Annotated in this window: 16 protein-coding genes; 7 read left to right on the top strand and 9 right to left on the bottom strand. The window is 28.0% G+C overall.

Annotated elements, in window-relative coordinates:
• Positions 1-16: 16 nt before the first annotated feature.
• The 4 genes from AC3WTI_RS21795 to xerS all read left to right on the top strand — a co-directional run bounded on the left by AC3WTI_RS21795 (position 17) and on the right by xerS (position 5042).
• Entirely contained in the window at positions 17-1762 is a 1746-nt protein-coding gene (locus tag AC3WTI_RS21795) for an MFS transporter (RefSeq protein WP_097841926.1), read from the top strand.
• Positions 1752-2027: a 2TM domain-containing protein gene (locus AC3WTI_RS21790; RefSeq protein ID WP_097841927.1), complete on the top strand. Its 276-nt coding sequence runs from the start codon at positions 1752-1754 to the stop codon at positions 2025-2027. Before AC3WTI_RS21795 ends, AC3WTI_RS21790 begins: the two co-directional genes overlap by 11 nt.
• Positions 2028-2068: 41 nt before the next feature.
• Positions 2069-2548, top strand: a complete 480-nt coding sequence (locus AC3WTI_RS21785; protein WP_097841928.1) for a DUF2306 domain-containing protein — start codon at positions 2069-2071, stop codon at positions 2546-2548.
• Positions 2549-3965: 1417 nt separating this feature from the next.
• The gene (xerS, locus tag AC3WTI_RS21780) at positions 3966-5042 is read left to right on the top strand and encodes a tyrosine recombinase XerS (RefSeq protein WP_097841929.1); all 1077 of its coding nucleotides are present in this window, start codon (positions 3966-3968) and stop codon (positions 5040-5042) included.
• 342 nt (positions 5043-5384) lie between these two features.
• Here xerS and AC3WTI_RS21775 read toward each other — a convergent pair whose 3' ends face one another.
• From AC3WTI_RS21775 to AC3WTI_RS21745, 7 genes are all read right to left on the bottom strand, one after another.
• Positions 5385-5795, bottom strand: coding sequence for a disulfide bond formation protein B (locus AC3WTI_RS21775; RefSeq protein ID WP_097841930.1), 411 nt, complete (start codon positions 5793-5795; stop codon positions 5385-5387).
• Positions 5796-5826: 31 nt separating this feature from the next.
• A complete protein-coding gene (locus AC3WTI_RS21770) occupies positions 5827-6234 on the bottom strand; it encodes a thioredoxin family protein (protein WP_097841931.1) in 408 nt (135 codons plus the stop codon).
• 11 nt (positions 6235-6245) lie between these two features.
• On the bottom strand, positions 6246-8351 hold the full coding sequence (locus AC3WTI_RS21765; RefSeq protein ID WP_097841932.1) for a peptidase domain-containing ABC transporter: 2106 nt from the start codon (positions 8349-8351) through the stop codon (positions 6246-6248).
• Positions 8352-8600: 249 nt separating this feature from the next.
• Positions 8601-8798 (bottom strand): hypothetical protein, encoded by a 198-nt coding sequence (locus AC3WTI_RS21760; RefSeq protein WP_097841933.1) that lies wholly within the window; start codon positions 8796-8798, stop codon positions 8601-8603.
• Between the two features lie 36 nt (positions 8799-8834).
• A complete protein-coding gene (locus AC3WTI_RS21755) occupies positions 8835-9017 on the bottom strand; it encodes a hypothetical protein (RefSeq protein ID WP_097841934.1) in 183 nt (60 codons plus the stop codon).
• 37 nt (positions 9018-9054) lie between these two features.
• Entirely contained in the window at positions 9055-9243 is a 189-nt protein-coding gene (locus tag AC3WTI_RS21750; RefSeq protein WP_001031853.1) for a hypothetical protein, read from the bottom strand.
• A gap of 37 nt (positions 9244-9280) precedes the next feature.
• A complete protein-coding gene (locus AC3WTI_RS21745; RefSeq protein ID WP_087952090.1) occupies positions 9281-9469 on the bottom strand; it encodes a hypothetical protein in 189 nt (62 codons plus the stop codon).
• 231 nt (positions 9470-9700) lie between these two features.
• Between AC3WTI_RS21745 and AC3WTI_RS21740 the strand changes: the two genes are divergently transcribed.
• The 3 genes from AC3WTI_RS21740 to AC3WTI_RS21730 all read left to right on the top strand — a co-directional run bounded on the left by AC3WTI_RS21740 (position 9701) and on the right by AC3WTI_RS21730 (position 13032).
• Complete coding sequence (locus AC3WTI_RS21740) at positions 9701-10606, top strand: ABC transporter permease subunit (RefSeq protein WP_097841935.1); 906 nt, start codon at positions 9701-9703, stop codon at positions 10604-10606.
• Complete coding sequence (locus tag AC3WTI_RS21735) at positions 10587-11528, top strand: ABC transporter permease (RefSeq protein WP_097841936.1); 942 nt, start codon at positions 10587-10589, stop codon at positions 11526-11528. Before AC3WTI_RS21740 ends, AC3WTI_RS21735 begins: the two co-directional genes overlap by 20 nt.
• 694 nt (positions 11529-12222) lie before the next feature.
• The gene (locus tag AC3WTI_RS21730; RefSeq protein WP_097841937.1) at positions 12223-13032 is read left to right on the top strand and encodes a lipid II flippase family protein; all 810 of its coding nucleotides are present in this window, start codon (positions 12223-12225) and stop codon (positions 13030-13032) included.
• A gap of 302 nt (positions 13033-13334) precedes the next feature.
• Here AC3WTI_RS21730 and AC3WTI_RS21725 read toward each other — a convergent pair whose 3' ends face one another.
• A complete protein-coding gene (locus tag AC3WTI_RS21725; RefSeq protein ID WP_097841938.1) occupies positions 13335-13577 on the bottom strand; it encodes a hypothetical protein in 243 nt (80 codons plus the stop codon).
• Between the two features lie 92 nt (positions 13578-13669).
• Positions 13670-14653 carry a hypothetical protein gene (locus tag AC3WTI_RS21720; RefSeq protein ID WP_097841939.1) on the bottom strand — a complete coding sequence of 328 codons (984 nt, stop codon included), beginning with the start codon at positions 14651-14653 and terminating at the stop codon, positions 13670-13672.
• Between the last annotated feature and the right edge of the window lie 172 nt (positions 14654-14825).

Here is a 14825-nt window from a genome sequence, read left to right as displayed (position 1 = left end):
GAAAGTTGGTGAAGATATGGACCATAAATCAAACATAAGCAGTTTCCCTATTCTATTACTAATGTGTTTAGGGATTTTTATTTGCTTATTAGATACCACTATAATGAACATTGCGCTACCAGCTATCCAGAAAGATTTAAATACAACATTAGAAACTAGTTCTTGGATGTTAAATACATATACAATGACAATTGCTGTTTTATCAATTCCTATGGGGAGATTAGCTGAAATTTATGGGAAAATGAAATTTTTCATTATAGGTCTCATTATTTTCGCAGGTGGATCAGCTCTTTGTGGATTTTCTGAAAGTGGCGATATGCTTATTTTTGCTCGTTTTTGTCAAAGTATAGGCGCAGCTATTTTAGTACCGGTAGCTACTATTATTGGTATAGAATCACTACCACTTAACAAAAGGCATATTTCATTAAGTTTATTAGGAGCTACACAAGGCCTTTCAACAGCACTTGGCCCTAGCATAGGTGGACTAATCGCTCAAAATCTTGGATGGAGTTGGGTCTTTTTTGTAAATATACCTATTTGTATGGTAACATTAGTCATTGCTTTCATAATCCTTCCATTCAAAAAAGATATTCGTGTGCAAGCAAAACTAGATTGGGCCGGACTCATTTTATCTGCGATTGGAATTTTCAGCTTAAATTTAGTATTAATTAAGGGGAACGCATGGGGATGGACAAGTTTTGTATCGTTACTTTGTTTCCTCATATTTGTTATTACTTTGATAACGTTTATTATAGTGGAAAAAAATAGCCAAAATCCAATGGTGAACCTCAATCTTTTTAAAGACCGTTTATATGTTGGAGCTACTTTAGCAGTATCAACTGGATACTTATTTTTAGTTGGAGTAATGGTATTATTACCTCAATTTTTAACAAACTTTCAAGAGAAAACGGAATTACAAGCAGCACTTTTAATAACTCCTATTTCAGTGACAATTTTTATTGTAGTGAATTTTGTGGGATTCTTAGTAAAGAAAATTGGTTATGTAATTCCCATTATCATTGGTTATCTAGCTGTAGCAACTTCGTATTTCCAGTTAGCGCACCTGAACACTTCTAGTACAGTATCAGAAATAATAGTAATTGGTATAACACTTGGAGTAGGATTTAGTTTTATTATTTCTCCTGCAACTATGGCAAGTGTTTCTTCTTTTGAGGGGGAAATGCTAACCGCTTCACAGAGCGTATTTACAATGTTACGTCAAATTGGAGTAGTTTTAGCAGTAGCTATATTTGTCTCTTCTATTACACATGAGGTTGAATCAAAAAAACAAAATGTAATTTCATATGCTAAAGAACAAACTCAAGATATTAATGTTTCACCGGAGAAACGGTTAGAAATTATAGAAAATACTAAGGTGAGAATAAGTAGTGAATCAACTTTTGGAAAAGTAATTGAACAACCTAAAGTTTCTGTATCGGAGAGACAAGATTTAATTGATAAAAATGTTGAAAATTCTTTATCTCATTATCCTTCAGCTGCACAAGAAAAAGTGAAAAAACAAATTACAGATCAAGTTACAAAACAAGTTGATCAAGAAATTTTAATCATTAATCGAGAACTTAAAAATTATACCGACAATGTAATCTCTTATACAAGGGATGAATTTTCTAGCATATTTTCTACAGTTTTTAGTCATGCTCTACCGTATATATTTATAAGTATATTGATTTCAATATTTTACAGAAAAAATAAGAAGTTAAAAATTAATAGAATTAAGGAAGGTACTGATCTTGGAGAATGAACAAAGTGCAAGACATCAAAATGCAATTAGAAAAATGAAGCGATTAAAAGGTTTCTACACCCATTTATTTATATATGTATCAGTGAATATTTTCTTAATAATCGCAAATTTAATTAAATCTCCCAGCGATTTATGGGTAACTAAATCTATTTTTGGATGGGGTATAGGTATATTGGTACATTTACTCTATGTAGTATTTTTTTACTACTTTAATACTCAGAATTGGGAAGAGAGAAAAATTAAGCAATACATGGATAAAGATTAATCCTCTTAATTTCTAAACAAAAAGGAGAGTAAAAACGTTAAATGTTTAGAATGATTCTTTTTATACATATTCTTGTAGGAGCTATTTGTCTTGTAGCTGGACTTGCAGCAATGCTCGCGCCAAAGAAAATGAGACTACATAAAAAATTAGGAGAAATTTATCATTTTAGCTTTATAATTGTTTTAATAACTACAATAGGTATGGCAATAATACATTGGGAAAGCAGTTCGCATTTACTCTATATTGGGTTTATTTCATATTCTTTAGCTCTAATAGGTTATTTAGCTGGAAAGTTTAAATGTAAAAATTGGCTTGCTATACATATAGGGAGCATTCTCGGTTCATATATTGCTATTATAACCGCGGTTCTTGTAGTAAATGTAAATAGATTACCCGTATTAAATAATTATAATCCTCTAATTTTCTGGTTACTTCCTACAATCATAGGTTCTCCAATTATTTATATAATTAGAAGGAAATACGAAGATAGTAATAAGAAAAATTGTTGTAATTTAAAATAAAAAACCTTTATAAAAAAGATTAATACACCCTTAGATAGACAGTTAAAAAATATAAATCTGTCTACCTAAGGGTGTATTTTTCATTTAAGCAATCTCAGAACTTTATTAAGTAACAGACATGTAATGTTGAAGAAATAAACGTTATAAGATTGAATTTATAGGTGCTATGGATTTGGTGTCGCTATATTTGGATAATTAATTGTTATGAAGTAATTGAAGAGATTTTCACATAACATGTGTCAAACCACTCACTATAAAAAATAATAATGAGATGATTAAAAATTATGCATTAGATTATAGTGATTTACTTCATATTCTTGAGTAAAGAAGATTGGAAATATTGTTTCTAACTTATATAAAAAGAAGTTATAACCATTGTTATTAGATCGATGTTACAGAAGAAGAAAAATGTATATAACTTTCTAATGAAATTTTATATAAGGAAGATACAATTTCATTAGAAACAATGAATTGAATTACAAGTCCTTTATAGTATTTAATCTTGTTTATTGACTTAAGCGTAGGAGGGACGGAGGGACGGAGTTAATTTTAAAATTATCATATTTAGTTTTTATAATATTTTTTTATCTGAAGTTGTTAAAATATGTCTCAAAATGAAAAGAATTGTTATGCTATTGAGAAATACTTAAGAATTCCAACTGTATTATTAATTAGACACAACGTTTATATTCAGTAAAGTATACGCTATTGAAGTGAAAAATTAATTAAATAACAGTATTTCTTTTGTTATTACAAGCAACTGAGTTTTGAATGCAATAAAGTCAATTTCGAAATGGGAAGCATTCATTGAATGAACACAAGGTAATAGGATTAGGCGGATAAGAAACACACAAACTTCGCACGAAATACCAATTTTACGAACAATAAGGGAGTTAAATAAACATCTAATAACAGCATCTAGGGATTTCGAGCTTAGTTGCATGAATCTTAGTATGTTGGTTTGTACCTATATAATTCATACTTTATACAGAAATTATTAACTTTTGAATAACTCATTACTAATTTTTATAGTAAATTGCATTTTGCTTTATAAGATTTTTTCTCACGTTGACCTAATTAAATCCCCATAATTATGATTATATAAACCAATTTATATTTTTATAAAGACTTTTAAACTATATTCATGTATTAATCTTTTGTATAAATTTATAAATCAAATTTGTTTTATTTTCCATACATTTATATCTAGTTTTTGCACTCATTTTTATGGTCAAATACAAATTTCTAGCTTAATTATCTATAATTTTTACTTGAGTAAATACATTATTCCATTCACTATTGAGTATTTTTAGCATCTCATAATTTAATTATGTAAATAAGTTTGTGTAAAAATTGAATTTAACGCGAACTTGTGTTCGATTCTCTTTTCTGTTATAGTATATATGAGGTGATATTTATGGATTACAGTAAACAACGTCAAAAATCTGTACATCGTAAGAAATTATACGAGAATTTAAATGAAATGCCCTTTTACATAGAAGAATTTGTGGAGTACAAAGAATTGCATGATGCCTCTCCCTCCACCCTACTAAATTATGTATATGATTTTAGAGTCTTCTTTAATTGGCTATTATCGGAACAAATTATTGAATTTAAGCCCATTAAAGACATATCTTTCTCTGATTTGGAGAATTTAAAGAAAAAAGATGTTGAGAACTTTATGAGGTTTCTAAAACTACAACAAAACATGCAGAATTCCTCTGTTAACAGAAAAATTTCAGCCTTAAAGTCTTTATTTAAGTACCTCACCTCCCTATCAGAGAATGAAGATGGAGAATGCTATTTTTATAGAAATGTAATGGCTAAAATTGAAATACATAAAGATAAAGAAACATTAAATGCTCGTGCAAAACGTATGAGATCTAAAATATTCCATAATGATGATGATCAAGAATTTCTGAATTATGTTAAGTACGAACATGAAAAATCTTTAACAAAACATCAATTATTCTATTTCTTAAGAGATAAGGAGCGTGATGTAGCTATCCTCTCCCTCTTTCTTGGTAGTGGTATTCGTGTAAGTGAATTGGCCGATCTCCGCATGGAAGATATAAATTTAAAGGAAAGACTAATTGATGTAATCCGAAAAGGAAACAAAGAAGATTCCGTTTGGATTACCCCAATTGCATTAAATGATCTTGAAAATTATATGGAGATTAGAGCTAACAAATATGCTCCAGGGAAAGAATTACAAAATGTATTCTTATCAAAGTATAAACATACTGCACAGCCTCTTTCTGTTAGGGCTATCCAAGATATAGTAGAAAAATATACTAAAGCCTATGGTAAAAAAATGTCCCCTCATAAATTAAGGCACACATTGGCAAATAAATTATACATGGAAGAAAAAGACTCCTTACAAGTGATGCAGCAACTTGGGCATACGAGTCAAGATACAGCTTTGTTATACACTCAACTTGGAGAAACAACCATTAAAGATAGTTTAGGAAGAATTGGAAAGAATAAAGAATAAAAGTTCAGCGATATATGATTGCTGAACTTTTATTCTTTTCCTACTCTAGATTTAAATATCATATATATTTCAGTTTAAATCTAATCTTATTATGTAAAAAGTACACAATTTAAATTTCTATCTTAATTAATATTTAAAACATTTTATATTTACCTTTTACTTGTCTATTAATTCTACTTAATGAGAAATACTATTTGTAATACATTTATCGAATGTTTTGAGCAATTAATAGCGATTGCCTAACGTCTATCCCAAATCTATAAAACCACTTTATATTTTCTTGAATTTTTCAACTTAACCAGTAGTTACATCCCAAACGTTGTTTCTCATTTATCAATCAGTTTATGATTCTTTCGAATTTTGTAATAGAACCTTCTCGTTTATAAAAAATGATAAAGCAAATATTATTATGAATGCTATTAAAGACATGAGCGGAATTGTTATAAAACCTGCCCATTTATCATAGATTGTTAAACAACTACTTGTAATACCACAAAAGCTACTTTTCTGTTGAGTAAATTGAATGAAATTATGGTAAGAAGAAATAATTATACCTATCAATGAAAAAAAACGAAGATAATATTTTATATTTTTATCATTAATTAGTATTGAAATAAAAATTAACAAAGGAATTGGGTACATAAAAATTCTTTGATACCAACATAGACTACAGGGAACATAACCCTTTACTTCACTAAAATATAAACTCCCTATCGTAGCTACTATTGAAACAAGAAAAGAAAAATATATCATACATTTACTCCTTTAAAAAATCAAATTAATTTTATTCTGCCAAAAATGACTTTAATTCAGATTTAGATTGGATCCCTTCTACCCGGTTCATTTCTTCCCCATTTTTATATTTTAGTAGAGTAGGTGTTTTTTGAATTTTATTTTTTTTTAAAAATTCAATATCCATATTTTCTTCTGACTCCATATTTATAGCAAATACCTTTTTCTTATCTTCTTTAATCACTTCATTTAAGGATGGCTTAGTAGTTTGGCATGCTGTACAGCTAGTTTTGTAAACGTAAATATAAAAATTATCTTTTGAGTTTATTTTACCTTTATATTCCTTCATATCGATATTAGTATAGTTAGGTTTATCTAAGTCTTTTGAAGTGAAAATAAAAAAGAGAGAACCTATACTTATTAGAATAACTAAACTGGAAAACAAGATTTTTTTTGACATTTTATTCACCTCTAATTTAATTGTTTCTCAAATTCTCTTTGCATTTCGAAGATAGATTTTTCTCTAAAAATAAATTTCTTATCATATTTTGTTATATACTCAGGATTATGTGTAATAAAAATTATTATCAAATTTAAATCTAATAAAGCATCATAAATTTTCCTGAAATTATCAGGATCTACATTACTAAGCGATTCATCTAAAATTAAAACACTTGGTTTGTGAAGAATTGCTCTAGCAAGGCATAATCGCTGTTTTTGTCCCGTAGACAAATTGGAATTACTATCATTTATTACAAAATTAAAACCTTTAGGAAGTGAAGTGATTACATCATAAATATGTGCAATTTGACAAGCCTTAATAATTTCATCTTCAGTAAAATATTCTCCCATACATATATTTTCTTTAATTGTATGTTTGAAGAGAAATGGATTTTCATTTAAATAAATAAGTTCCTTTCTTAAACTATTGTCATTAATTTCATTAATATCAACACCATTAATATATATTTGTGATGGGTTAGTCTGATAGAGTTTGTTTAATAATTTAGAAAACGTAGTTTTTCCTGAACCACTTTCACCGATTAAAATAACTTTTTCGTTATTAGAAATATTCATATTAACATTTTTAATAATACAGTGATCATTAATATTAAAGTTTAAATTGTCTATAGATATGTCTTTAATCCTTGTAATGTCTGTCTGAGGCTTATTTTGAACTACTGGATAATTCATTAAATCAGTCAATCTATCCTTAGCGACAAGCGATTTTTGAATTTCTCCTTGCAATTCAATTAATCCTGTTAAAGAGCTTAGCATAAACATAGTTAACGAGTTTATAAAAAGCAAATCTCCTAATGATATAGTATCCGCCATAATCTGTTTAGCACCAACATATAATAATATGATAGAAAATGAAGTCTGAACAAGTTTTTTTAGTCCATTATTATTTGTTATTGTAACTGCTTCTTTTAACGCCGCATTAAGTTCCCTATTGAATATTTTGTTAAATGCAGAGGAAAAATATTCTTTCTTGTTTAAAGAATAAATATTAGTCATATTTTTTATAAATTGTATTAAAAACGATTGTGTATCAGCATTTTTACTCATAGAATCTTTATTTCTTTTTTGGATAATATCATAATACATAAAAGTAATTGCTATTAAAATCAACGTCAAAATAAGAACAGTGAAAAAAAGTAAAACATTGATGCTATAAAGGACAAATCCTATTCCTAAAAAAATTACAGTATTTAATATTACTGAAACAAAAGCTACATTTACTAAATTTCTAATATAATAAATATCATTAAATCTTGATATAATGTCACCATCATCCCTATTTTCAAAAAAATTAATAGGTAATTTTAATATTTTCCTGAAAAATTCTTTTGATATAGATTGGTCTAATTTTATTGCAGCCTTGTTAATTATGTACGTTCTTAAATAATCAAATGCGTTACTTAAAAAATTGATTCCTAAAAAAATCAAAGTAAATTCTAACAATAGGTAATCATAATTGTAAGGAATAATCTCATCTATTACGAGTTTAAAGAAGAATGAGTTACTAATTGAAAATAAAACAAATAAGATGGATAGACATAAGACAAATGAGATACTTAATTTATTATTTTTTATCAATTCTCTAAAAAATTTCTGATGATAACTTGTTTTTTTATCAGAATTACTATTTTTAGATTCAATTAGAAGAAATATGCCTGTAGTATGTTTTTTAAATTCATCAATAGTAATTGTAGATATTTTATCGTTACCCGGGTCACTTATTACCAATTTATTTTTCTTCCGTTTATAAATAATTATATAGTGACCTTCATAAGATTCATTGATCTCTTTATTTATTAAAGCTATACAAGGTCCTTCAATGTGCTTTAGTGCTTCTCCAATATCATCTTTATTTATCTCAACAGCTTTACAAGAAAAATGATTAACTTGACTGAATAACGATATCAAATCTTTTAAATCATATCCATTTTTATAAGTAACTTGATCCCTAAGATAATTAATACCATGATGCAAATGATAATATTTAAAAATAGATGCTACACAAGCAATTCCACAATCGTATTCTTCTTGTTGTTTTGTATGTATGTATTTCATTTTAATATCACCTTTACTTAATATTAGGATTTTTAATTTTAAAATTCCCACATTTTATTGTAACAGATTCCAAAATATTGCTTACTTAAATAGATTTTGGAATCTGTTACAAAATACTATAATAAGGATTTAAACTGGTATAAAAAGAATATAAATTCTATTTTTCAAATATATTATTATACTGATTTTTATACTTTTTGAGATTAAGATAATTTATACAATGAAACTACATTTATTCATCAATATGTCTTATTTCCACTCTGTATAGCAAAATTGGTCAAATATGCCACATGCCTTAGCATTCTTTAATATACATTGATTGAGCAAGTTTTTACAATTCGGTCCTGCTCCTCCACCATCATGGATTACTGTTTCATTTGTAGGATTAATTCCTCCAACATGTTTTGTTAATTCTTCTGTTTTTAATTCACGCATAAGTTTGTTCATCTGTATTCCTCCTGTAAATATTTGTTTTTAAGAATGTTAGCAAAACTGATCAAATAGGTTACATGATTTCCAATGTTTCCAAAGACATGAATGAGCTAATCTTCTACAATCGGGTCCTGCTCCTCCACCATCATGGATTACTGTTTCATTTTTAGGATCAATTCCTCCAACATGCTCTGTTAGTTCTTCTGTTTTTAGTTCACGTATAAATTTGTTCACTTGTATTCCTCCTTTGTTAATTTGCTAAATACATAAATTAACTTCTACAAAACTGAGTCCATAAATTACATTGAGATATATACTTCATTTGACATCCTAGTAATAACATCTTACAATTGGGTCCTGCTCCTCCACCATCATGGATTACTGTTTCATTTTTAGGATCAATTCCTCCAACATGCTTTGTTAGCTCTTCTGTTTTTAGTTCACGTATAAATTTGTTCACTTGTATTCCTCCTTTGTTAACTTGCTAAATATATAAATTAATATCTACAAAAATCATACCATAATTGACATGATCCCCAATCCTTGGCTCGACATGCTACAAATAACACCTTACAATTAGGTCCTACTCCTCCGCCATCATGGATTACTGTTTCATTTTTAGGATCAATCCCTCCAACATGCTCTGTTAGTTCTTCTGTTTTTAGTTCACGTATAAATTTGTTCATCTGTATCCCTCACTTAAAGTTTTTTTATTACAGTAATTACAATAAATTACTATTTTTCAGATGTCAACACCAATATAAAAAATTTTAAGAATATTCAAATGTTCAGAATATAGAATTGATAGCGTTTTATAAAAAACGAAAATTAAATCAATATTTTTATAATTAAAAAGGAAATTTGATAGCAGTAGTTGAAAACAATGTAAATAAAACCATTTTAAGGAGATATATTTTATGTACTTTACAAAAAAGATAATATTAATTTTTCTACAAATTATTTTAATTGCTTTAGGAATTGTTTTTCTTTGCTGTCTACCAAAATTGTTTTTGACTACATCTCAAAATAAAGGGGACTTAATTATATTAGAATTAAATTGGTTAGGGTATATTGATTATATAAAAAAAGTGATTCATTCCCTACTAGATCCATTTCATTTAACATATGAAATTTACGGGATTAAACGTTTATTACTATCCAATTTACTAGAGTCATATTTTTATACCTTAACTATTATAATTTCAGCTTTTTTTATTGCTGTATTTTTATCAATAGTTTTAGCGAATTTAACATTCTATTTACCAAAAAGAATCCAATCTATAATTTCAAAAAGTTTGAGCACCATAGAAGCTATACCTGACTTATTTTTAATAATATCTGTACAATTAATCATTATTTCAATATATAAAAATACAAATTGGCTTATTACTATCCCCTTTTCTACAATAACTAATAAAACATACTTTTTACCTATTGCAACTCTTTCAATTTTGCCAACGATTTATCTATTTAAGATAAATTTACTTAACTATAAAAATGAAATGTCAAATAGTTATATAGATCTAGCAATTGCTAAAGGATTGAAACATTTTTATATACTAAAACACCATGTTTTGCGTAATGCTTTAATTTCAATTTTTTATAATGCAAAATCTATCATGTTATTAATAATTTCCAATTCGATTATTCTTGAATTTTTATTTAATTCTTTTGGATTATTTAGATTTTTAATTAGCCATCAAAATCCTGAAATTATCTCCATTGGTATTCTGCTTTTGATGATTCCGTTATATTTTTTATTTGAAATCATAAAATTGATTATAGTAGAAAGAAGGCATTTATATGATAAGAAGATTATATAAAAACAAACAATTCTTAATAGGATTTTTAATTCTATTCAGCATTATTATCGCTAGCTATGTTTTTGAGTATTTCATTGAATTTACTTCTAAAGATTTTAATATTCAATCTAAACCAACTTCCCCCTCTTTAACACATCCATTAGGTACTGGGGAATATGGAGTTGATGTTTTACAACAAGTTCTTATTTTTGCAAAAACACCAATTTTTTTTGCTTTAATCATCTGTATTTTTCGACTTACTTTTTCACTTTTATTTGGAGTATTACATGCTTATTTTTATACTTGGACCAAATATATTAATTGGGTGTTTGATATTTTCCAATTTACACCTACTGTATTGTTAGCAATTTTACTACTTAGTCCTACAATTTCAAGTATGGATAATATCCATGAAACTAAATGGATATGTTATACAATTGTAGTTCTTACTCTTATTGGCATACCAAATTTAACACAACTCATTAGTAATGAAGTTAGATTACTTCTACATCGTGAATACGTTTTAACATCCAAGCTACTTGGTGGACATACTTATCACATATATAAAGTTCATATTAAGCCCTATTTACTTCCTAAATTATTTATTTGGTTCCAACAACAAATACTGCAAATAATGATATTAATGATGCATTTAGCATTATTTGAAACAATTTCCTTAAATGTTGGAGGCAGCCTTTTATTAATTAATGACACAAGTCAAAAGCTAATAAATTATCCTTGGTTAGCGATGGGGCCTGTTATTTTCTTTACCATTGTTATTTTATCTATTAATGCCTTGCTATCAGGTTTACAAAGCACACTAAAAGGCAATGATGCATTTCACGAATCTTCTCTTCTACTAAATAAAATAGAGCAAGTAAAGCATGAGAAATGGAAGATACATTTACAAAAATTTAAACAATGGATTTCAATAAAATTATAATTAGTACATTAATATTTATTTTCCACTTAAAAAATGAGATATACCAAGATTAACACCTTAATTGTAAGCAAAAGAGAATAAAAAAGTACTAGAGATTATTGTTGAAAGTTCATAGGAGAATATAAATGTAATTAACCTTAGCCTAGAAAAATGCTTGTATATGAAAACATCAAGTTTTCAAAAAAAATTAAAGAAATAATGTACAGGATTTTAATCTTATAATACCTTTTCAAATTTGCGAGGCGGTGATGACCCCGGATCTGGTTTGGAGCAGCGGCCGGGATGGAAATTGTATCGAAGAGCTGCACGAATGCCTTTTGGTCATTTATCGCCGATTCAAACAGCTGAATCCGTGAGACGTGTCAGAAAGCCAGCTTCGAGCCAAACCTATTCTGTAAAAATGATAATGCAGGGACTACCCTTCTATGGGCCAATGACGGCCTCAGAATCAGAAACATCCCAAAATTGGCATAATAGTCCCCCTTAATTAATGTTTTAACAAATATATTATTTACAAAAAAAGGTTTTGTTAAAACAAGGTGGCAGTTCTATTAAAAGTACTGCTACCATTCAAATTAAAGGAGTATAGTATGTGATTAAAAAATAGAAATCGATTTATGTTATAGTGAAAATATTGAATGCTAGTAATATAATTATTAAGTTATGTATTTATAGAAACTTAAGGGGTATGGTTATGGAGTTTATTACTTTTAAAGTAATTTGTATTTTTTTATTTTTAATGCTTATGACTTCAATTGAAGTTTTAGGATATGGAGTTCGACTTGTTGGGGCTAAATTAGCTTTAGTTGCATCGGCTTTTGCTATATATAATATTATGTCTTTAATTGCCCGATTTTCTAATATGTTTCAACAACCATTTACTGCTTCTTTGGTTGATAGTGCAGCAAAAAATGGTGGATTAGAATTACTAATTAAACAATTTAGATTTTTGTTATTAGGTTCTACGATGGGAGTACTACTCGGAGGATTATTAGTACCATTTTTTATGAAAGTTTTTTCTAAAGCGCTAATACCATTATCAAAAGATGGTTCGTTTTTAAACATGTTCAAATTAATAAATAGTACTAATTTGAAAAGAATGAAAAACTATTTTGTTTTAATAAATAAAAATAATCTAGAAGGGGTAAATTTTAGAAATATACCAATTAAATTATTTGTTATTAATACAATTGTTTCTGCCGTATTTACAGTAGGTGTTATGTCTGCATTGTATGCAACCCTACTAATTCCTGATTATGATAAAGCAGCGATGTCTTCATCCAATATTATTACTGGAGTAGCTACGATTCTATTAACACTGCTTATTGATCCTAAATTGTCTTTTTTAACTGATAAAGTTGTGCAAGACAATCATAATTATTGGGAACTAAAGAATTTCACATTCATGATATTAATTTCGAGATTTTTAGGTACATTAGTTGCTCAGATTATATTAGTTCCAGGTGCATATTATATAGCATGGTTTGCTAAATTTATTTCATGAAAGTTCTATATGAGAACAGAATGGGCGGCGATTTCACATTAATCGTCGCCCATTTAAAAAACAACAAAAAATCACTTTACTTCATCAATAGACAACTTCTAAACTTTCAATACTGCAGTATATTCCCCTCCAAACAGCTTTCCTAAAAATAAATGACAGCTACCTAAAAACTCATCATTTAATAAGGTTTTACTGATAACTAAAAAAGAGAGCATGGCTCTCTTTTTTAGTTATTTACTATTTAGTTTTGTTTCAAATTCAGTTAAATTAGTTGAAGCATTACGAAAATTTTGTCCAGGGATTTAACTAAATTTTCGTGCTACTTTCATTCTATTTTCCATAAGAGCTACAACTTGACCATCAATTTCTAAGTTTTTCATTATTTCCATTTCAGGCATGTCCGAAATTTCTTCTTCAGTGAAACCTAAAGATTCTAAATGTTTTATTTTCTCTACATTTAGCTCAGCAGCTTCAACTATAATACTATCCAAATTAAAGACTATAAACCCCATCAAAAAACCAACAAATAAGTATATTTTTTCCAAAGTAATCCCCTTGGTTATTTTTATATTATAATTTGATTATATAAATAATAAGGTTGTTGCATTTCAAAGGTTTTACTATTGAATTCGAATTTTTATAAATCTGCTTGATAAACCATATATCGCCCACTAGCAAGGGTAACGAATACTTGATTATCTTTAATTTTTACTACAGTGCCGTTAGAAGTATAATTATTTAATTTTGTTTTTGCTTTAACAGAAATTTTATTATTTCCATCAATCTGAACCAAAAGCATCTGACCAGTGGAACTAATTACTATTGCATGTTTATCCTTGAGGGCCACCACTTTATTCCATTTATAATTTTTACTTTCTTGATCAGTCAGTTCTGAACTCTCAATCTTTTCCCCTTCTTTATTAAAAAGGGCGAATTTTGCACCCTCTCCAACAGCTATTATAGTACCATCAGAAAGTCTGTCAATTGACGTAATATCATGTTTTGTTGATCCCCAATCCCCAAATTTGATGACGTTTCCATTTGTTAGTGACATGACTTGATATTTCCCTTTATCACCTACCATCAAGATCAGGTGTCCACATAACTGAATTGAATCGTTAATATTCCAATCATTTGGCCATTTTCCTGTTCGTGTTACGCCATAAGAGTCACCATCAAGGATAGCATAATAACCTTTATCGTAAACTAATAAAAGCCTTCCATCCAATAGTTTCTTAACAAATCTTGGATTACGTTTGTCCGATAGTTGCCCTTGTTCAACTAAACCTGCAGATGAATCTACAACTTTCCATTTTCCTGATGTACCCGCAATAAAAAAGTTACCATCAGATGTTTTTACAATGCCTTTTGTAGGAAAAGAAGGTTTGTTCTTTTCATGTGAAACCATTGATCCACCAGATTCAGTGCTTAATACAGCTAAATCAGTAGAATTTCCAACAAAAATAGTATCCCCATCGATACCTACAGCTTCCTGGATAGTGCCAATTCCATCCCATTTATTACTCACAACACCATACAGATTTGCTGCACTTGCACTTGTAGGTAATGTCAGTAAAGCGCTTACAAGTAATAATGTAGAAAATTTCTTGAATTTAATCATTTTTCCACCCCTTTGAAATATATTTAATAAACTGTATATTAATATATTAACACAATAGGTAATAAAAGGTAAATACTATAATATACATATCAAAATAATTCCGAATAATCAATCGGATTATTCGGAATTATTTTGATATGTATATTCGATTATGAATTTTTATCTTTAGATA

The organism is Bacillus sp. EB106-02-03-XG38, assembly GCF_058792175.1.
Note: the sequence above shows the minus strand (reverse complement) of the source record. Positions and strands in the feature narration are given on the sequence as shown.